Genomic DNA, 20,004 nt, shown 5'->3' on the forward strand with positions numbered 1-20,004 from the left:
TGATTTCGCAGAAAGTGTTAACGATGTTTAGGGATTTTTCCTGAATCCACGTAAAGACACAATGTGCTCCTCGCTAACAGAAGGGTGCACCCATGAAAGCCATCGGCTTTTACAGCAATCAGGCCATCGACCATCCGCAAGCGCTCCAGGACATCGAGGTCCCCGAGCCGACGCTGCGTGACCACGACATCCTCGTCGAGGTGCGGGCCGTGTCGGTCAATCCGGTCGATACCAAGGTCCGCAAGCATGGCGACATCCCCGCGGACGGCGCGCGCATCATCGGCTGGGACGCGGCAGGCATCGTTCGCGCGACCGGACCGTTGGCCACACGCTTCAAGCCGGGCGACCGGGTTTGGTATGCGGGCGATATCACGCGTCCGGGGAGCAACAGCGAGTTGCAGGCCGTCGACGAGCGCGTCGTCGGCCCGATGCCGACGTCATTGGACTTCGCCGAGGCGGCCTCGCTTCCGCTGACCGCGATCACCGCATGGGAATTGCTGTTCGACCGCCTGCGTATCCACGAGGCCGACCCCACCGAGAATCAGGTGCTGCTGGTGACCGGAGCCGCCGGTGGTGTCGGTTCGATCCTGACCCAGCTTGCGCGTCGGCTGACCGGTGTGACGGTGATCGGTACGGCGTCCCGCGCTGAAACACGCGATTGGGTTCTGCAGCATGGCGCGCATCACGTCATCGATCACAGCCAGCCGTGGGAAGACCAGCTCAAAGCGCTGGGTATCGAGAGCGTCGACTACGTCGCCGGTCTGAATGCCAGCGCCGTCTACGTCCCGCAGATTGCCGCCGTCATGCGCCCGGAAGGCAAGTTTGCGCTGATCGACGATCCCAAGGCCCTGGATATCGGACCGTTCAAGAACAAGTCCATCTCGATCCATTGGGAACTCATGTATACCCGGCCGATCTTCACCACCCGAACCATCGCGCGACAACATGCGTTGCTTCGCCGTGTCGCCGAGCTCGTCGATCGCGGTGACCTGGTGCACACGCTCACGCAGCGCATTGACGGTTTCGATGCCGCGGGTCTGATCAAGGCACATGCCCTCGTCGAAGCCGGAAGCATGATCGGCAAGGTTGTCGTGGTGCGTTAACCCCTCCCATCCTTCTTATTGACGGACACAGCCATGACAGTAAAGGCACTCGCCACCAGTCGCCTGCGCCTTGAATCCGGGCTTCCAATTTTTTGAAGTGTTCGTCCGATACTTTCGAATTTTATCGATGAGCAGATGGGGTCATCATTGACGGTGCCCATTCACGACGCTGGTGAACTCCATGCTTTCCACACTAATCCTTGCCGCGGCGATGATCGCGTCGCCCCATGCGGTAAGCGAAGAAAGCACGCGCATTACCTATCATCGAGCGGTGGTCGGCGGCGTCGGCATCTTCTATCGTGAAGCCGGCTCGCCATCGAACCCGACGATTGTCCTGCTGCACGGCTTTCCTTCGTCTTCGCGGCAGTTCAGTGCGTTGATGCCGTTATTGGCCCCCCGTTATCACCTGATCGCCCCCGACTATCCGTCATTCGGGCAAAGCGATACGCCAGACCCCGCGAACTACGCATACACCTTCGATCATCTCGCGGAGACCATGGACGGTCTGCTGGAGCAGCTGGGCCTGTCTCGCTACTCGCTCTACCTCCATGACTACGGCGGGCCCGTGGGCTTCCGCCTGATGAAAGCCCATCCCGACCGTGTCGAGGCACTCATCGTCTCGAATGCGAATGCCTACACCGAGGGCCTCGGCAAGAAATGGGAGCGCATTGCTCAGTTCTGGGAACGTCCGGACGCGAACGAGGACGTGGTCGACGCATTCCTCTCGGAAAAGGCCACGCGGGAGCGTCACACATTGGGAACGCGTCATCCGGAGCGATACGATCCCGACGCATGGACCGACGAGTACACTCATCTCTCCTTGCCTGGTCAGCGCGCGATTCAGGCGAGCCTTTTATTCGATTACCGCACCAACGTCGCGGGCTATTCGGCATGGCAGGCGTGGCTTCGGCGATACCAGCCGCCGACACTCGTGGTGTGGGGGAAAAACGACCCGTCTTTCGTCGCGGCAGGCGCCCAGGCCTTCGCACGCGACGTGCCCAAAGCCGAGATTCACCTTCTGGATGCGGGCCACTGGCCGTGGGAGGAGGCGAATGCCGAGATCGCCGGGTATGTTCTCGGATTCATGGATCGCGCGGTACCGCGGCGCCTTGCGGACGCACCAGTCGCAGCGCCTCATCGACCGCCATCTCGGTGAGCCCTTCCGCCGCATCGTGCAGCTGCCCGTCGGCGACGTGAAGAAAGAGAGGAAGCGTCCGGGCGTGAGGCAGGCCGGCAGGTGTGGGGTCGATGACGCTGAGATGCGCAGGTACGCTCATCGTGGCGCGCAACGTGATCCCAAGGCCGGCTTCCACGGACGCCCAGACGCCCGCAAGGCTCGGCGTCGCGACGGCGATGCGCCAGGGGATGCCCGCGTCGTCGAGAAGGGACGTCGCGGTCGCGCGGATCGCGCATGGTCCATCGGCGACCACCAGCAGCACCGGCTCCGAGTGGCCGCCCCGCGAGGGCGTGCCGCTCGTCGGACCCACCCATGACAGATCCACGTCCGCGATCTGTCGCGCGTGCTTCGAGGTCGGGTGGCTGCTCCATGCGAGCGCCACGTCGAGCGTTCCATGGCTTATCCGCTCTATCAGCGATGCACTCTGTTCGATGTGCACCTCGACTTTGACGCGTGGATACGTCTTTCCGAAACGATGGAGCACCGAAGGCAACCATCGCTCCGCGAAGTCCGCGGGTAAGCCAAGCCGGACCGAGCCCTCTAGGTCCGGCGCGCGCACCGCACGCACCGCATCATCGTTCAGCTCGACGAGCCGTTTTGCGTAGCTCAGCAAGGCATGGCCCGGCTCCGTCAGGACCAGTCCCCGGCCGGATCGCTGTACCAGCGGGAGGCCGATCTGGTCCTCCAGCTTGCGCAGCTGGGCGCTGATCGCCGATGGCGACCGGCCCAGTCGGGTTGCAGCCCGCGCGAAGCTTCCCAGCTCCATGCCGGTGACGAACGTCCGTAGCACATCGATGTCGAGATTTACCCGCGTTCGCATGATTCGCCTGATTTGCGCGATAGCCGCGCTCAACGCACCGCCAGATCAAGGTCGGAAGTATGCCGTTTTGTCGCCGATACCGCCGGGTTGTCCTGGTCGTAACCTGCCTGCTCTCTTCGCTGGCCAGCGCCGCTCCCCCAAGGGACGCCTTGAACGGCTGATTGGGCGCCGCGCCACCACTGCGAGGTGAATTGGCGCTAAGTACAGGAAAATGTGAGAATTAAGGGTTAATGGCAGTCTCCGCCATGCCACCGACCCGTAAATAAATTGAAGATCCCCCAAGGCCTGCAGCCGTTGATCGACGACGGCATCATCGACGACGTGCTCCGGCCCCTCAAAAGTGGCAAGGAGGCGGCGGTGTACGTCGTCCGTAGTGGCGACGACGTGCGCTGCGCCAAGGTCTATAAGGACATGGCGCACCGCAGCTTTCAGCAGCGTGTCCAGTATCAGGAAGGCCGCAAGGTAAGCAGCAGCCGCGAGGCGCGCGCCATCGGTAAGGGCAGCAAGTACGGCCGCAAGCAGCAGGAAGTCGCCTGGAAGAACGCCGAGGTCGACGCGCTCTACCAGTTGCGCGACGCAGGCGTTCGCGTCCCCGAACCGTTTGGGTATTTCCACGGCGTGCTGGTGATGGAGCTGGTTACGGACGCCGATGGCTTGTCAGCGCCCCGCCTGGGCGAGGTCGATCTCAGCACCGCGGATGCCCTGGAATATCACCGGATTCTGGTCCGGCAGGTCGTGTTGATGCTGTGCTCCGGACTGATCCACGGCGATCTCTCCGCGTACAACGTTCTGATCGGGCCGGATGGCCCGGTCGTCATCGATTTTCCGCAGGTCGTCAGTGCGGCGGGTAACAATGCGGCGCGCACGATGCTCCTGCGTGACGTCAACAATCTCACGGCCTACCTTGGACGTTCGGCGCCGGAGTTGCTGGAAACATGGTACGGCGAGGAGATGTGGGCTTTGTTCCAGGCTGGCGAGCTCCGGCCCGATACCGAGCTGACGGGCCATTTCGAGCCGGACGAAAGCGAAGTCGATCTCGACAGTATCCGGCAGTCGATCAATGACGCCCGGGAAGAGGCGCTGATCCGCCAGCAGGGACGTGAGGCGGCGGAAGAAGACTAGGTTGCTTGTTCAGCCGTGGCCGTGACGGGCGGAGAAGTGCATGCTGCCCGGGGCGCGAGGAGGCAACGCGGGCGCGGCTCAGAGCATCGGCCCATGTGAACAGCGCGTGCCCCTGATGAAAGCGTGCGACCACATTGATCGCGAGGCGCTCACGACGAGCCGCCCGCCATTTCACGGGCACAGCCTGACCATGAGAGCCTTACAGAAGCGGGCGCACTCATGTCGGTCTCATCAGTAACTTCAGTATTCGCAGCGCACCTTTCCAGCCAGCAGTTCCCGTGTCTTGCCGCAAAAACGGCACATGCCCGCGATCAGGTCACTCACTTCGAGGCGACCGACCTGCGCTGCGGCAAAGACGATGCGGCCATCGCCGCCGCGATCGAGGACTTTGCCACGCGTCGCAAGCCCGAGCACGTGTTTCATAGCCTGGTGGTGCATTTCCCCCGGACGCCGTCGCTCGACGAAGAAGCCTTCGAAACGCACTTGTTCGCGCGCCTCCAGGGTATTCATGAGGTCGACAGCAAGCGCTTCGCGTGGGACGAGACGGTCAGTGCCGATCCCACCTCCGAGAAGTTTTCCATGAGCGTCGGCGGCAAGAGTTTCTACGTGATCGGTCTTCACCCGGGCGCCAGTCGTGCGGCGCGGCGCCTGGCGCATCCGGCCATGGTGTTCAATCTGCACGCTCAATTTGAATTCCTGCGCCAGCAGGGACGCTACGACAGGCTACGCGAAGCCATCATCGAGCGAGACGTGGAACTGAATGGCTCCGCAAACCCCATGCTCGCTGTCCATGGCGAGAGCTCCGAGGCCCTGCAATACAGCGGCCGCCACATCGAGGGGTCATGGGAGTGCCCGTTTAAGCCAGTGGGGAGCAAGCAATGACGACGGTGATCGAACCTCAGAGCGGTGTCGCCTTCGTGTTGAGGGCCGGACAGACGCTGACCGTCATCGATCCCGAGGGTGAGCAGGTGGCGGACCTCATCGCCTTTGCCCTGGCGGATAAAGCCGAGGTCCTGTCATCGGGTCGGACGCTCGATTATGCGAGCAAGATCTACCTGTCCACCGGCGATCTTCTCTATTCCAACCGCAGCTCGGTGATGCTGGAAATCACCGAGGACGACGTGGGGCGTCACGACTTCTTGCTTGCGCCATGCTCGGCGGAGATGTTCCGGAAGCTTTACGGACACACCGAGCCTCATCGTGGCTGCTTCGGCAATCTGCGCGCCGCACTTGAGCCACACGGCATCGTCGGAGATCAGATTCCGACGGCCTTCAACGTCTTCATGAATGTTCCCGTCAACGGCGAGACAGGTACGCTTACTGTCGAGCCGCCGTTGAGTAAACCAGGCGATAAGACGCGCTTCAGAGCGCACATGGATCTCATCATCGGACTGACCGCATGTTCGGCGGGCATGTCGAACAACTTCCGGTTCAAGCCCATCCACTACGTCATCGAGTGACGGCTCACCGGTCGATATCGGACAGCTCATGTAAAAAAGGTGCCCGCGATATCGCGGGCACCTTTTTTTCGCGCTGTCGCTTAAAGCAAACGTGAGGAACGCGCGCTTACTTTTTCGGTTCCTGCTGAAGGACGCCCAGATCGGCACCCGTCACTGGATCCCGCGACGGATCCGACGCCCCGCGGGTGGCGAAGAGCCCGACCACTGATTCCTCGTCACTCGACAGGTCAACCGACGCCTTCCCATTGCCACCATCGACGGGAATGTTCGTGTCATCCGGCGTCATCACTTCCCACTGCTCACCGCGGTTCCAGGGACCCGCCGCGTCGCCTTCACCCGTAGACGTGTTGACGTACAGGCTGGTAAAGCGCGGATCGCCCGGCAACTTACCCGGCGGGAAGCTCTTGTCCATGGAGTAAAGCGCCTTTTCGAACGATTTCTGATGCGCGATTTCGCGGGTCATGAGAAAAGTCAGTGCATCCTTGACGCCGACGTCTTCGGTCACATTGATCAGGCGCTCGTAGACGATCTTGGCCCTCGCTTCCGCAGCGATGTTCGATCGCAGGTCGGCGGTCGGCTCACCGATGGAGTCGACATAGGCACCCGAGAACGGCACACCGGCGGAGTTGATCAGCGCGGGACCGCCACCGAACAGCACCTGGGTGACATGGCTGTCATTGCCAGCGCCTTGCAGGGAGCGGAAAAGCTCGGCTTCCGATTCGACCGCTTCTGCCAGCCTGCCTTTCGCGCCCCGGTTGAGCATGGCGACGAGCGAACCAATCACCTCGAGGTGGCTCAGTTCCTCGGTGGCGATATCGAGCAACATGTCTTTCCGGCCCATATCTTCTTCAGCCAGAGCCTGCGTGAAGTACCGCATAGCGGCGGCTAACTCACCCTGCGGTCCGCCAAACTGCTCGAGAAGCAGATTTGCAAGTGCAGGATTGGATTCCGAAACGCGAACGGTGTACTGAAGTCGCTTGTTGTGACTGAACATTGGCTTGCACCTGTGTGCTGGCTGACTGAGTACCGAGTGTCCGCCATGCCGTGTGTTCAACCGGGACGACGCGCGTGACGGCGCCATGGACATGGATGAAATACGGTAGGTAAAGGTACGGTTGCGCCGGCTCACTTTGTGTGAGTGGCTATTCGCCGAGCGTCTGCGTCACAGGCCACGACCGTTCGTGCACGGGTACTTCATGCCATAGGTGCCAAACCGTATGCACCTTCCGACGGAGTTTCATCATGAGCCAGTCCCGTTCGCGCGTCCTCATTCTTGCTGCCGCTGTTTCAATCTCATTCGGCGCGGCCGCGTTCGCCCAACCCCCTGCCGACACGGCAGCGTCGACAGCGCCGGATGCGGCCTTCGTGAAGAAGGCCAGCGCGGCAGGGCTTGCTGAAGTCACCCTCGGAAAGCTCGGGGCGGAGAAGGGCGCGTCCAGCGACGTCAAGACATTCGGCCAGACGATGGTGGACGACCATACAAAGGCGGGCGATGAACTCAAGACCATCGCCGCGGCCAAGTCCATTCCTGTATCGACCGCGCCGATGCCCGCGGACGCAACAGCGGCCGCATCGATCGGTAAGAAGGACGGCGCGGCTTTCGACGCGGCGTTCAAAACGAAAATGGTCGCGGACCACGAAAAAGTCATCAAGCTGTTCACGACGGAGTCCAGCACCGGCAAAGACCCCGAACTGAAGGCCTTCGCGACGAAGACCCTCCCGACGCTCCAGCATCACCTCGAGATGGCAAAGCAGCTGCCGTCGAAGTAAGCTTAGTCACTCCCTGGCGGCTTCGTCCCTGTGCTTTCGTTTGAGGTAAATGATCTGACCGGTGATGCCGGCGATCAGCAAGGCAGCGTTACTCGCGATGAACACTGGGTTCTTCACGAGAACGCTGTAGACGAGATAAAGCAGCGAAGCCGCCATCTGCCCGATGAAAAGCCATTTCGAAACGCCCTCGACGGTGGGCGCGTGCGCCTGTCGCCAGATTTGTCGCCCGATCGTCCCGAGCAGTATGAGGGAGGCGAGCCAGCCAAGCGGCTCCGGGCTCATAAGGTGGGCGGCGATGTCCATGATGTCTCCGAATCGGGAGAGACAGCAGTAGCAGCGGCGATGTGCGCGATCCATCACGGCGATGCAGCCGCTGTGCAGACAAACGGTCGAGCCGCTGGCTGCCTCCGGCATGGCGGCAAAGTTCCTGTGATCTGCCCGGAAGATGGCAGGACGGTCGAGATGGGTGACGGGTCCTTGCCATTTGCTACCGACCGCACGGGCTAGAGTCGACGTTCCGCTGTTGGATGCACGAAGAATGTAGATACGAGCGCGTGGTGATTGAAGTCGCATGGACGGGACGCCGGGTGGGTCCCAACGGTAGCGGAGAAGGCGTCGTGTCCCGTGGCGTGCAGGCGGCGTCCCGCTCACCCCATAGTCGACACCCCGCCCCCCGGGGATGGCTACACTCTCACCCATGACGAACGGCACGACATTCCCCGCGAAAACCTTCGCCGCGTTCTGGGCGGCCTTCTGGCTGCTCATGATCAGCGCCTCCCTCCAGGATGCGCTCCGGAATCCAGCGACCCACTGGTGGGAACCCGTCCTTTGGGAGGGGAGTTCGGCGCTGATCGCGACGAATTGGATGTTGCTCGCGATTCGCGTGCGCGGGCGCTATGCCCCGTATTTAGCGAAGCCCCTCCGATGGTTTGGTGCTTACCTGCGATGGCTCCCAGTGGTTGTCGTCACGTGGATCGCGATGGCTTACGCGATACGAACGGGCGTCTACGCCATGATGGGTCTTAGCTACCAGCATCCCGGCTGGGGCTTCGTTGTGGTGTATGAAAGCGTCAAGCTGACGATCTTCACGGGTCTTTGGTTAGGCGTGCTCTTTGGCGTCGACTCCTATGCGCAATGGCGGGTCCAACGGCACCGCTTGCTGCAAACCCAGAGGGCGCTGGCCGAAGCACAGCTCGCACAACTTCAAGGCCAGCTGCGACCGCACTTCCTGTTCAACGCACTCAACACTGTCTCCTCGCTGATGCACACCGACGTGGCAAGGGCGGACCGGCTGGTCACGACGCTCGGCGACCTGCTTCGCATAAGTCTGAGGACTCACGGGAATGAGATGACGCTGCTCACCGAGGAGCTCCGCACGCTAGCGCTTTACGCGGAGATCATGCGCGAGCGGTTCCGTCACCGCGTGACACTCAGCTGGCAGACCGACGATACGATTCTAAGTGTCGCTGTGCCCGCACTGTTGCTCCAACCTCTGCTTGAGAACGCTTTCAAGCACGGCGTCGAGCGCACGACGACGCCCGTCCATATCGAAGTTGGTGCCCGGCGCGCAGGCAGCCTGCTGCAAATCGTCGTAAGCAACTCGGGCACCCTCCTCGCGGAGGATCAGCAGGACGGGGTGGGACTGCGCAACTGCCGGGAGCGGCTGAGCATCATATATGGCGCTGCTGCGTCCCTGGTTATCCGCAACGAGGGCGATTGCGTTGCCGCGCGCATCGCGATACCGCTGGCGGGGGTCATGCCGTGATTCGCGCCTTGGTCGCCGATGACGAAGCACCCGCCCGCGAGAAGCTCGAACGCTGGCTGGCGGAGCAACCGGACATGACCGTTGTCGGATCGGCGGAGGATGGGCTATCTGCGGCGCGGTGTATCGAGCAGCTCCGCCCCGATGTGGCCTTTCTGGATGTTCAGATGCCAACGCTGTCGGGGCTCGAAGTGGCCGCGCAGCTCGAGCTCGCGAGCGCGCCGCTGATCGTCTTTGTCACGGCCTTCGACGAGCATGCCGTGAGGGCCTATGATCTTAACGCCATCGACTACCTGCTCAAGCCTTACGATAGGGGCCGCCTGGCGCGCACCGTGCAGCGTGTCCGCGAGCGACTGCACTCCCGCGAGTCCGGCTCAACAGCCGTGGCGATCGGACGGGCACGGGCCCCGTGCGAGCGTCTGCTTGTGCCGGATGGTGAACGACTTCAGCTGGTCGATGCTACATCCGTCGAGTGGCTCGAGGCCGACGATAACTACGTCCGTGTACACACCACGACGCGCACCTACTTGCTGCGCAGGACGCTGCAGGACCTGTTGTCGCAATTGGGCGAAACGCGATTCGTGCGAATCCACAGGTCGACAGCGGTGAATCTTGGGGCGATCGGATCGCTCTCGCCGCTCTTCAAGGGTGACTACGAGATTCATCTTCGCAACGGTCCTGCTCTCCGGCTCAGCCGGCGATATCGCGAAGCCTTCTTCGCACTCATGGGCCGGTAACCCCACCTCACCCCGCCACCGTCGCTATCCGCCCCTCATCTGCTGCCAGCCAGCGATCCGTCGGTCAGGCTCCTTCTCATCATCGAGACAGGAGACGCGAGCCATGGTTGCTACCGACGATTTGCGCGACCGATACGACTTCCTGGACTGGCTGCGTGTCATCGCCATCTCCGTGTTGTTCTTCTTTCATGCGGGAATGATTTTTGTCGGCTGGGGCTGGCACATCGTCAACGACGAGACTATTCCCTCCCTGCAATGGCCTATGGACATCACTCACCGGCTGCGCATGCCACTTCTGTTCGTCATCGCCGGCGCCGGCATGTGGTTTGCACTCAGACGACGCACCACGGAGCAATTCCTGCGGGAGCGGACAAAGAAACTGGTCCTGCCTCTCATAGCGGGCGCGTCCCTTGTCTTGCCGCCGCAGGTCTACTACGAATGGCGGCTTCAGGGACAGTGGAATCTGAGCTGGCACCACCTCTGGTTCATCCTTTATCTCTACGTCTACAGCCTGTTGCTGCTTCCGTTGACGCTCTGGTGGAAGCGGACGGCGCGACATAGAGCACCAGGAACCTGGCTTTTCCTCCTAGGGGCGCCCCTCGGCATCAACGAGCACCTCCTGAAACCACTGTTTCCGGAAACACATAACCTAGTCGGTGACTGGTACATCTTCAATCACTACCTGCTACTGACTACCTACGGATACCTTATGGCCTCGACGCCGGATATGTGGAAGTGGCTATGTCAGTTTCGGCGGTGGTCATTAGTTATGGGGATGGCGGTGTTCGTCCTGCTTATCTCCGGCTTCAATACCGGAGTCATCAGCCATGATTCGATCGCCGATCACCTCGGAGCTAATATCTTTACGTGGTTATGGGTCATGGTGTTCCTTGGCTATGGCTATCGTTACCTTTCTTTTGCCAATCCGCTGCTCATCTGGGCGAGGGAGGCCAGTTATCCTATTTACATCCTGCATCAGACGGTCATCGTCGGCGTTGGGTATTACGTCGTCCAGTACGCGTGGATGCCCTGGACAAAGTACTTCGCCATCGTGGCCTTAAGCATGGGCGCATCCTTCGTCCTGTACGAAGGATGCGTGCGAAGGTTCGCATGGCTGCGCCTCGCCTTTGGGATGAAGACGCCTTCCGGAGGCGTGAGTTACGACGCCACACCACGATAGTACCGGGCCAGGATGATGTATTTGGGTGTCGGCACATCCTGTGCCCTTGCCGACGGATAGCACGGTTCAGTAGTAAGAGGCCTCGCTGAAACCGTGCTTCGGTGAGGCCGTCTCCTGATTTCGGTCTATTGACTGTTGCGACCGAGCGCGGGTGTCGTGGCGCCATCTATACAAGTCATCGTTCACACCATGTACACAACGATCGCGGATCGCGCTTCTTCCTGCGCGCGCCGGGCGGGGTGATGGTCGAATTCACCACCCGCGCGGATGCCGCCCAGGAATTCCGCGGCACCTTCAACTGAGCGGGCCGGGGCGATCCGATCTTTCGCGACGACGACCCTCCCGACGCTCCAGCATCACCTGAAGATGGCAAAGCGCCTGCCGTCGAGGTAAGGCGTCGGAGACAAAGCGGTGGCAGCGGCGACGGCACGGGCTTGCGTCGCTGCCACCGGTGTAACGCTAGTCCGACAGCTGGTCGCGCCAACGCAGAAGCAAATCGACGATTTCCGCATCGTGCTTTCGGTTGGCGCCTACGCCCATCTGTTCGGTATTCAACCAGTGCAGGTAGTCGGCAACATCGCTGCCATCGGTGGTGGCTTTGAGTAGCTGGAAGGTCCGGGGGACGTAGCTTTCGTATTCGTCTCTGGCCTCGGGACTATCGGAGACGCCGAGTGGGTCCCAGCGGTAGTGCAGAACTTCGTCGATGCGTCGCAGGAGTTGTTCATCGTTGAGCGACATGTTCATTAGGGATTGGCCTTGCGGATTCCGTCGACCCCCGGAATTTATCCCATTGCACCAACCTCCGCCTCTCCCTACATTGGTGCAATGCATGCACCCGATCAGGCAGACCTCTTAACCCTCCTGGGCACCGGCCTGGCGGTCGTTTCCATCGACGGCCACGTGGCATGGATCAACCCGGCTCTCGGCGAATTCCTCGAAGTCGGCCCACGGACCGCCATCGGCCAGCATCTGACAGCACTGATGCGCGAGCCCGCGCTGGCCGGCCAGATCGACCGCGCCGCCCTGGAACGGCGCGCCTACAACCTCCGCGCCGTCACCTTTGGCGTGGCCCGGGGCCGCGAAGTCACCGCCGATCTGATCCTCCAGCCCCTCGACGACGGTCGCGTCCTGATCGAAGTCCACCCGCTGGCGCCCGACCTGTCGACTAACGCCGGCACGCCGCTCTCGGCCACCCTGCGCGGCTTCGCCCACGAGGTGAAGAACCCGCTGGCCGGATTGCGTGGCGCCGCCCAGCTGCTCGAACGCCGCGTCGTCGACCACGACCTCCGTCAGCTGGCGCAGATGGTGATCTCCGAGGCCGATCGTCTCGCCGCACTGGCCGACGGCCTGCTGCGCCACGGTGGTGCCGCGCGCCTCGGCCCGGTCAACGTCCACGAACTGCTCGAACGCCTGGAAGGCCTCGTCGTGGCGGAGGTGGATGCCCCGCGCGTCCGCCACGACTTCGATCCCAGCCTGCCGGACAGCGTCGGCGACCCGGATCGTCTGCTCCAGGTCCTGCTCAATCTCACCCGCAACGCCAGCGAAGCGGGCGCGTCGACGGTCATCCTGCGCACGCGTGTCGAACACGGTGCGCGTCTGGGCGAGCGCACGGTGCGTGCGGCGCTGCGGGTGGACGTGATGGACGATGGTCCGGGCGTGGCCGACGACTTACGCGACTCCCTGTTCCAGCCGCTGGTCTCCGGGCGCGCCGACGGCACGGGTCTCGGCCTGGCGCTGTCGCGCGAAATCGCGCTCGAACACGGCGGCGACCTGCGCTACACGAGCCGACCCGGCGAGACCGTGTTCTCCCTGTACCTTCCGATGGAGCGGCACCATGACTGAGATCTGGATCGCCGACGACGATCGCGGCGTGCGTTTCGTCCTGGCGGAAGCCCTGCGCGACGCGGGTCATACGGTGCGCGAGTTCAGCGCGGGCGAGGCGGTACGTGCGGCGCTGCACGAGAGTCGTCCCGCCTTGCTGGTGACCGATGTGCGCATGCCGGGCGAGAACGGCTTGCGCCTGCTCGAAGACCTCACGCGCCGGAACATCGGTCCCGTGATCGTCATGAGTGCGTATACCGACGTGGCGACGACGGCGGCGGCGTATCGCGCCGGAGCGGTCGACTATCTGGCCAAGCCGTTCGATCTCGATCAGGCGGTGGAAGCGGTCGAGCGCACACTCGCCGCCGCGCATGAAGAAGTCGTCCCACCGCCGCCGCGCACCGACGAGCACGCCCTGCTTGGCGAGAGCATGGCGATGCGCGAGGTGTTTCGCCTGATCGGTCGTGTCGCGGCCAGCGACCTCAATGTGTTGATCACCGGCGAGACCGGCACGGGCAAGGAACTGGTAGCCCGTGCGCTGCATGAAGAGAGTGCGCGAAACGGCAAGCCCTATGTCGCGCTGAACACCGCAGCTGTTCCTTCGGAACTGCTGGAAAGCGAGATGTTCGGCCACGAGGCGGGCGCCTTCACCGGTGCCACGCGCCGTCACGCCGGACGCTTCGAGCAGGCGGAAGGCGGCACGCTCTTCCTCGACGAAATCGGCGACATGCCGATCGGTCTGCAGACGCGGTTGCTGCGCGTACTGGCGGGCGGCGAGTTCTACCGCGTGGGCGGGCGTGAATCCATTCGCAGCAATGTGCGCATCGTGGCGGCGACGCATCAGGATCTGGATGCGCGGGTGACGCAAGGCCTGTTCCGCGCGGATCTGAAACATCGCCTCGACGTGGTTCGTATCGAACTGCCTTCCTTGCGTCAGCGTCGCGGCGATATACCGCTGCTCGCGCGCCATTTCCTCGCCAGGGCGGCGGCCGAACTCGGTGTACCACCGAAGCGCTTTTCGCGCGGGGCCATGAAACTCGTGGAGCAGCGCGACTATCCCGGCAACGTCCGCGAGCTGGAAAACTTGTGCCGCCGACTGGCGGTCGTGGCGCCCGGGCTGGAAATCCTCGCGGGCGATCTCGGCAACCTGCCGGCACGCGAAACGCGTAGCGCGGAATGGACGGACGCGCTGCGCCTCTGGGCGCAGGACGCGCTCGCGCAAGGCGAGGTGGACGTCCATGCGCGTGCCCGCGATGCCCTGGACAAAACGCTGTTGCAGGTGGCGCTGGTCGCCAACGACGGACACCGGCAGCATGCCGCGGCGGCGCTCGGTGTCGGCCGCAATACCCTCACACGCAAACTCGGTGCGTCGCGCAAGCGACGGCCCTCCAACGGATAAGACACATGAGCCTGGACATTCGCCGCGCGGGTCCCGAAGACGCCGACGCGATCGCCGGCTGGAATATCGCCATGGCGTGGGAGACGGAGGAAAAGCGGCTCGACCCGGAGGTGATCGGACGAGGCGTGCGCGCGGTGTTCGATGAGCCGCGGCGGGGCTTCTATCTTGTTGCCGAACTGAACGGCGTGGCCGTGGGCTGCCTGCTCGTCACGTACGAGTGGAGCGACTGGCGCTGCGGCGATTTCTGGTGGGTGCAGAGCGTTTACGTGATCGCCGAGGCTCGCCGGAACGGGGTGTTTGCCGGGTTATACCGGCACGTGAAGGCGATGGCCGAAGGCGCGGGTGCGGTGGGTCTCAGGCTTTACGTGGAGCTGGAGAACGAGCGCGCGCAGCGGACCTACGCGGGACTGGGGATGGAGCGGTGTCATTACTTCATGTATGAGGCGGCGTTGGGGCGGTGACGGGCTGATATCGCCAGCAGGCTGGCTCGTGCAAAGCCGCTTCAGGTGCCGGTGACCCGCAAATCCCCGGTATCCACCGCCGCGATCCGCGCCTCGAATTCTTTCGCGGACACCCCCTTCCCGAAGAGGAAGCCCTGCATCAACGGGCAGCCGGCATGGCTGAGGAAGCGCGCCTGCTCGTTGCTCTCCACGCCCTCCGCAAGCACCTGCTTGTTCATCCCCCTGCCCATCGCGATGATGGCGCTGACGATGGCGGCACTGTCGTTGTCGACGGCGACATCGCGGACAAAGGCACGATCGATCTTCAGCGTGTCGATGGGGAAGTGCTTGAGGTACGACAGGCTGCAATAGCCCGTACCGAAATCGTCCAGGCTCAGCAATACGCCCAGCGACTTGATCCGATGCAGCAGCGCCGCGATGTGGTCGCCGCCTTCCATAACGGTGCGCTCGGTGAGTTCCAGCTCGAGCAGCGTCGGATGGATGCCGCTGTCGGCAATGATTCCGCTGAGCGATTCGAAGAAGCGAGTGTGCTGGAACTGCAACGCCGAGACATTGACGGACACCGACAGCGGCCGATAGCGGCGCGTCCAGATCTCCGCCTGGCGGCAGGCTTCGCGCAACGCCCATTCGCCGATCGGAACGATGAGCCCGCAATCCTCGGCCACCGGGATGAACTGCTCTGGCGTATACACATCCTCGCCGTTGACCTGCCAGCGCAGCAGCGCTTCGGCACCGACGATGCTACCCAGGTCCACGTCGACCTTGGGCTGGTAATGCAGGCTCAGCTCACCGCGGGCGAGCGCCTTGCGTAGTTCCACTTCGATGCGCACACGTGCGGTGTTCCGCTCGTTCATGCTGGGGTTGAAGAACCGGTATCCGTTACGGCCCTGCATCTTCGCTTCGTACATCGCCGTGTCGGCATTGCGCAGCAGGGACTCGGCATCCGGTGCGTCGTCCGGATACACGCTGATGCCGATGCTGAAGCTGATCGTCAGCGCGGAGGCGTCGACGCTGACCGCCTGGCTGCAGGCGGCGAGCACTTTCTCCGCCACGAGGCTCGCATCCGACGGTCCGTCGATCAGCGGGAGCAGTACGACGAACTCGTCACCGCCGAGGCGACTGACCGTGTCATCGGAGCGCACGGCCGCCCGGATGCGCCGCGCCACTTCCTGCAGCAGCGCATCGCCGGCGGCGTGGCCCATGGTGTCGTTGATCTGCTTGAAGTGATCGATGTCGACGAAGAGCAGCGCGGCGCGCTGGTTGCGACGTGACGCCACCGTCGCCGCGAACTCCATGCGCGACTGCAGCAGCGCACGGTTGGGCAGACCCGTCAGCGTGTCGTGATGCGCCAGGTGCGCCATCTTCAGCGCCAGCGCGCGCGTCTCGCTCACGTCGTGAAATACGACGACACCGCCGACGACGTTACCGGTGTGGTCATGGATCGGCGCCGCGGAATCCTCGATCGGGCTTTCGAAGCCGTTGCGATGAATGAGGATCGCATCGGTGGTCAGGCCGACGATGGCGTTCTTCTGCACGGCGGCGATCAGCGGATTGGGAATGGGCAGGCCCGACAGCGTCTCGCGTAACTGGAAGATCTCGTCCATCGGGCGCCCCACCGCTTCGTGACTCGTCCATCCCGTCATCGCTTCGGCGATGGGGTTGAGCGAGGTCACGATCATGTCGGGATTGGTCGTGATGACCGCATCGCCGATGGACTTCAGCGTGACCTCGGCCAGCTCGCGCTCGCGGAACAGCGCGTCCTCGAAGGCCTTGCGCTCGCTGATGTCCTGCACCTGCGAGATGAAGTAGAGCGGCTCGCCGTGTTCGTCGCGCACCAGCGACACGCTGAGCATGCCGTGCACGGTGTGACCGTCACGATGTACGTAGCGTTTTTCCATCGTGTAGGACGGGCGTTCGCCGGCCAATACCATCCTGACCAGGGCCAGGTCGGCTGCAAGGTCGTCGGGGTGGGTGACGGCCTGGAACGCGGAAGCCAGCAGTTCGTCTTCGCTGTAACCGAGCATGGTGCACAGCGCCTCGTTGACCTGCAGCCAGCGACCGTCGGGGAGGACGAGCGCGACACCGATCGACGCGTATCGGAACGCCAGCGCGAACCGCCGTTCGCTCTCACGCAACCGTGTCTCGAGCGCGCGACGTCCGGAGATATCGGCGAGCACGATGGACACGCCGAGCAGTTGCCCGGCCTCGTCTCGATCGGGTGAGAACGTCGCCTGTGCGTAGCGGCCCGGGGTCGTGTGAGCAATGCCCAGGTCGCCGACCAGCGGCTCGCCGGTCAACACCGCACGGATGCCGCCCGCGATCGCCTCGTTCATGGGGGCCGGCAGGCGATCTTCCGCGCGCTGCCCTGTGATCCCATCGGACGTCACGTTCATCCACGCAAGGAACGCGGGGCTCGCATAACGAAAGCAGCCATCCGTACCGACGTAAGCGATCATCGCCGGTGCACGGTCGAGGAGGTACGCGGGCCAGTCGGTGGTATGGGTGTTCACGTTCGCCCACTCTAATGGGTCGAACTGCCCGCGTATATTCGGACTCGGCTTAAATGTGAAGCCTTGCCGCCGCCTTCAATGCAGCGCCGGAGCCGGTGCCGTAAGTGCGCCGTCGGCGTCCAGCATGATCCGGCCCAGCGTGTGCACTTCACTGTCGGTACCGTACCGATCGGCCAGCGTCTCCAGCAGCGGAGTCAGCGCGTCCGGCGCCAGCGGGAAGCCGTGCGCCAGAACGCGGGCCTTGCCGGGAACCGGCTGGGCGATCGTGATCGCCGCCATGCCGAGACCGGCCGCCTCGTGTGCATAGATACGGGGCGCGGCGGCGGACGGGTCCGCGTCGGCCATCGTTTCGATCAGGAAACCCTCGGTCGCCGGCATGTCCTGCATCACCAGGTGCACGTGATGGGCGGCGAGCAGCGCGGCGTACTGGCGCAGTTCGAACAGCGTGCCAGCCAGCTCGTGAGCGGCGTTGCCGCCCTTGTTCGCGTCGCGCGCGAACCAGTCGGCCAGACCCGGAATCTCGACACGTCCTTCGGTGTAGCGCAGCGGCAGGCCGCGGGAGCCGAGGGCCGTCTCGTCCTTGTAAGGCGTGAGCAGCGCGGCTTCGAGCATCGTCCAGAGCGGCGCCAGATTGACGTGCTCGTACTGCACGCAGGTCAGCGCCAGCAGGTCGTCGCGGGTGAGGTAGCGGGCGTGCTCGAGGCGCATGCCCAGCGTGCGCATCAGGAAATCCGACGTCGCGGTACCGGCCTCGCCCTTGGCGGCCAGTTCGCGCTCCATGGCCTGGGACAGGTCTTCCACCTGGTCGGCGGGCACCAGCAGCATCCACGGAATCAGTCGCATCGGACCGCCGGCGAAGTGCGGGTCCGGCACCAGCGGCTGGGCCGGCATATGGCCTTCGTGCGTGCCGAAGGCGACCACCCCCCCGGCGGTGACGACACGCGGCACCCGACGGGCCAGTTCTTCCAGCGTGGCCAGCACCGGGAAGCCGGGGCGAAGCAGCTCGACGCCGTCGAACAGGGCGCCGGCCAGCGCGAAGCGCGAGGCCTCGACGCCGGGCAGCAGGGCGCGCAGGTCGTCGGCCACCAGTGCGGCGAGGGTCTGCGCTTCGTCGCGCGTTAGCTCGAGGCGATCGGGCATCTCGCCCCCGGCCAGTTCGAGGGCCAGGACAGCGGGGCAGGCGATCAGCGACTCGTTCACGGCGGCGTTTTCCGAACGGCAAAGGAACGCGATTCTATCATTGCGACCCGGCGGGCTTTCGCCGGGACGGGATGCGGGTTAGCCTTGCCGATACGCGTTCGTCGGCGATCGTCGGCGTCCGCGATCCCTTCGCCTTCGATCCGGCCCGCCGGTCGGGCTCCCACTTCGATCTGGACAGTCCCTCAAAAGCATGGAAAAGACGCAAAAGCGTGTGGGTGTGGTCGGCGGCGTCCGCATTCCTTTCTGTCGTAACAACACCGCCTACGCGGATGTCGGCAATTTCGGGATGTCGGTGAAGGTGCTCGGCGCGCTGGTCGAGAAGTTCGGCCTGCACGGTGTGGAGCTGGGTGAGGTCGCGATGGGTGCGGTCATCCGGCACTCCTCGGACTGGAATCTGGCGCGTGAAGCGCTGCTCTCGTCCGGCCTGGCGCCGACCACTCCGGGTATTACCTCGGCCCGTGCCTGCGGTACCTCGCTGGACAACGCCATCCTGATCGCCAACAAGATCGCCACGGGCCAGATCGAAGCGGGCATCGCCGGGGGCTCGGACACCACGAGCGACGTGCCCATCGTCTACGGGCAGAAGCTGCGCAAGCGTCTGCTGGCGCTCAACCGCGCCAGGACCCTGAAAGAAAAGCTGCAGGTCGCCACGCGTGGCTTCAAGCTCAGGGAGCTCAAGCCGTCCTTCCCCGGCGTGGCCGAGCCGCGCACCGGCAAGTCCATGGGCGACCACTGCGAGCTGATGGCGAAGGAATGGAAAGTCGGCCGCCTCGAGCAGGATCAGCTGGCCCTGGCCAGCCACCAGAAGCTGGGCGCCGCTTACGACGCCGGCCTGTTCGACGATCTGGTCGTGCCCTTCCGCGGTCTGAAGCGCGACGGCTTTCTGCGCCCGGACTCCACGCTGGAAAAGCTCGGCTCGCTGAAGCCCGCCTTCGACCGGACGTCGGGTCAGGGCACGTTGACCGCCGGCAACTCCACCGGCCTGTCCGACGGCGCCGCCGCCGTGCTGCTGGCCAGCGACGAGTGGGCCGCCGCGCGTGGCCTCAGCATCCAGGCGTATTTCACCCATTCCGAGGTCTCGGCCGTGGATTTCGTCCACGGCGAAGGCCTGCTGATGGCGCCGACGGTGGCCGTGCCGCGCATGCTCAGGCGTGCGGGCCTGACCTTGCAGGATTTCGACTTCTACGAAATCCACGAGGCGTTCGCCGCCCAGGTGTTGTGCACATTGCGTGCATGGGAAAACGACGACTATTGCCGTAACCGGCTGGGCCTCGAGGGTCCGCTGGGATCGATCGACCCCGCAAAACTCAACGTCAACGGTTCCAGTCTCGCGTCCGGTCACCCGTTCGCGGCCACGGGTGCGCGCATCGTCGCCACGCTGGCGAAAATGCTGGAGCAGAAGGGCTCGGGCCGTGGCCTGATCTCGATCTGCACCGCGGGCGGCATGGGTGTGACGGCGATCCTCGAACGCCCCTGATCCTG

The 20,004-nt window shown here is 63.7% G+C and carries 19 protein-coding genes; 13 read left to right on the forward strand and 6 right to left on the reverse strand.

Features of this window, described 5'->3' with window-relative positions; translation table 11 throughout:
• Positions 1–92 precede the first annotated feature (92 nt).
• The gene (locus tag J2X57_RS17580) at positions 93–1,103 is read left to right on the forward strand and encodes a zinc-binding alcohol dehydrogenase family protein (RefSeq protein WP_309869083.1); all 1,011 of its coding nucleotides are present in this window, start codon (positions 93–95) and stop codon (positions 1,101–1,103) included.
• Positions 1,104–1,284: 181 nt separating this feature from the next.
• A complete protein-coding gene (locus J2X57_RS17585) occupies positions 1,285–2,259 on the forward strand; it encodes an alpha/beta hydrolase (RefSeq protein WP_309869084.1) in 975 nt (324 codons plus the stop codon).
• On the opposite strand, the gene J2X57_RS17590 is transcribed toward J2X57_RS17585, so the two are convergent.
• Complete coding sequence (locus J2X57_RS17590) at positions 2,186–3,100, reverse strand: LysR substrate-binding domain-containing protein (RefSeq protein ID WP_309869085.1); 915 nt, start codon at positions 3,098–3,100, stop codon at positions 2,186–2,188. The two genes, J2X57_RS17585 and J2X57_RS17590, sit on opposite strands and share 74 nt — an antisense overlap.
• Before the next feature lie 267 nt (positions 3,101–3,367).
• Between J2X57_RS17590 and J2X57_RS17595 the strand changes: the two genes are divergently transcribed.
• From J2X57_RS17595 to J2X57_RS17605, 3 genes are all read left to right on the forward strand, one after another.
• Positions 3,368–4,222, forward strand: a complete 855-nt coding sequence (locus J2X57_RS17595; protein ID WP_043691619.1) for a PA4780 family RIO1-like protein kinase — start codon at positions 3,368–3,370, stop codon at positions 4,220–4,222.
• 168 nt (positions 4,223–4,390) lie between these two features.
• Positions 4,391–5,104, forward strand: a complete 714-nt coding sequence (gntA, locus tag J2X57_RS17600; RefSeq protein ID WP_308845980.1) for a guanitoxin biosynthesis heme-dependent pre-guanitoxin N-hydroxylase GntA — start codon at positions 4,391–4,393, stop codon at positions 5,102–5,104.
• A complete protein-coding gene (locus tag J2X57_RS17605; protein ID WP_036116704.1) occupies positions 5,101–5,682 on the forward strand; it encodes an urea carboxylase-associated family protein in 582 nt (193 codons plus the stop codon). Before gntA ends, J2X57_RS17605 begins: the two co-directional genes overlap by 4 nt.
• Before the next feature lie 106 nt (positions 5,683–5,788).
• On the opposite strand, the gene J2X57_RS17610 is transcribed toward J2X57_RS17605, so the two are convergent.
• Complete coding sequence (locus J2X57_RS17610) at positions 5,789–6,676, reverse strand: manganese catalase family protein (protein WP_036116702.1); 888 nt, start codon at positions 6,674–6,676, stop codon at positions 5,789–5,791.
• 248 nt (positions 6,677–6,924) lie between these two features.
• Between J2X57_RS17610 and J2X57_RS17615 the strand changes: the two genes are divergently transcribed.
• A complete protein-coding gene (locus J2X57_RS17615) occupies positions 6,925–7,452 on the forward strand; it encodes a DUF4142 domain-containing protein (RefSeq protein ID WP_043691625.1) in 528 nt (175 codons plus the stop codon).
• A gap of 6 nt (positions 7,453–7,458) precedes the next feature.
• Here the strand turns inward: J2X57_RS17615 and J2X57_RS17620 are convergent, their stop codons facing one another.
• Positions 7,459–7,866 (reverse strand): hypothetical protein, encoded by a 408-nt coding sequence (locus tag J2X57_RS17620; RefSeq protein ID WP_239739918.1) that lies wholly within the window; start codon positions 7,864–7,866, stop codon positions 7,459–7,461.
• A 283-nt stretch (positions 7,867–8,149) separates the two neighbouring features.
• Here J2X57_RS17620 and J2X57_RS17625 point away from each other — a divergent pair, with 283 nt between their 5' ends.
• The 3 genes from J2X57_RS17625 (at position 8,150) to J2X57_RS17635 (ending at position 11,131) form a co-directional block, all read left to right on the forward strand.
• Entirely contained in the window at positions 8,150–9,217 is a 1,068-nt protein-coding gene (locus J2X57_RS17625) for a histidine kinase (RefSeq protein WP_309869090.1), read from the forward strand.
• The gene (locus J2X57_RS17630; RefSeq protein WP_309869092.1) at positions 9,214–9,951 is read left to right on the forward strand and encodes a LytTR family DNA-binding domain-containing protein; all 738 of its coding nucleotides are present in this window, start codon (positions 9,214–9,216) and stop codon (positions 9,949–9,951) included. Before J2X57_RS17625 ends, J2X57_RS17630 begins: the two co-directional genes overlap by 4 nt.
• 103 nt (positions 9,952–10,054) lie before the next feature.
• A complete protein-coding gene (locus tag J2X57_RS17635; protein WP_309869093.1) occupies positions 10,055–11,131 on the forward strand; it encodes an acyltransferase family protein in 1,077 nt (358 codons plus the stop codon).
• Between the two features lie 459 nt (positions 11,132–11,590).
• Here the strand turns inward: J2X57_RS17635 and J2X57_RS17640 are convergent, their stop codons facing one another.
• Entirely contained in the window at positions 11,591–11,875 is a 285-nt protein-coding gene (locus J2X57_RS17640; protein WP_309869094.1) for a hypothetical protein, read from the reverse strand.
• Positions 11,876–11,956: 81 nt separating this feature from the next.
• Here J2X57_RS17640 and J2X57_RS17645 point away from each other — a divergent pair, with 81 nt between their 5' ends.
• The 3 genes from J2X57_RS17645 to J2X57_RS17655 are packed head-to-tail and all read left to right on the forward strand — an operon-like array spanning position 11,957 to position 14,812.
• Positions 11,957–12,973, forward strand: a complete 1,017-nt coding sequence (locus tag J2X57_RS17645; RefSeq protein ID WP_309869095.1) for an ATP-binding protein — start codon at positions 11,957–11,959, stop codon at positions 12,971–12,973.
• On the forward strand, positions 12,966–14,351 hold the full coding sequence (gene ntrC / locus J2X57_RS17650; RefSeq protein WP_309869097.1) for a nitrogen regulation protein NR(I): 1,386 nt from the start codon (positions 12,966–12,968) through the stop codon (positions 14,349–14,351). Before J2X57_RS17645 ends, ntrC begins: the two co-directional genes overlap by 8 nt.
• Before the next feature lie 5 nt (positions 14,352–14,356).
• Positions 14,357–14,812, forward strand: a complete 456-nt coding sequence (locus tag J2X57_RS17655) for a GNAT family N-acetyltransferase (protein ID WP_036116682.1) — start codon at positions 14,357–14,359, stop codon at positions 14,810–14,812.
• Between the two features lie 41 nt (positions 14,813–14,853).
• On the opposite strand, the gene J2X57_RS17660 is transcribed toward J2X57_RS17655, so the two are convergent.
• Both J2X57_RS17660 and J2X57_RS17665 read right to left on the reverse strand, forming a co-directional pair.
• Positions 14,854–17,322: an EAL domain-containing protein gene (locus J2X57_RS17660; RefSeq protein WP_309869098.1), complete on the reverse strand. Its 2,469-nt coding sequence runs from the start codon at positions 17,320–17,322 to the stop codon at positions 14,854–14,856.
• A 75-nt stretch (positions 17,323–17,397) separates the two neighbouring features.
• The gene (locus J2X57_RS17665; RefSeq protein ID WP_309869099.1) at positions 17,398–18,522 is read right to left on the reverse strand and encodes a hypothetical protein; all 1,125 of its coding nucleotides are present in this window, start codon (positions 18,520–18,522) and stop codon (positions 17,398–17,400) included.
• A 190-nt stretch (positions 18,523–18,712) separates the two neighbouring features.
• Here J2X57_RS17665 and J2X57_RS17670 point away from each other — a divergent pair, with 190 nt between their 5' ends.
• On the forward strand, positions 18,713–19,999 hold the full coding sequence (locus tag J2X57_RS17670) for an acetyl-CoA C-acetyltransferase (RefSeq protein ID WP_309869100.1): 1,287 nt from the start codon (positions 18,713–18,715) through the stop codon (positions 19,997–19,999).
• Positions 20,000–20,004 lie beyond the last annotated feature (5 nt).

This window comes from Luteibacter sp. 1214 (assembly GCF_031455395.1).
GTDB lineage: Bacteria > Pseudomonadota > Gammaproteobacteria > Xanthomonadales > Rhodanobacteraceae > Luteibacter > Luteibacter mycovicinus.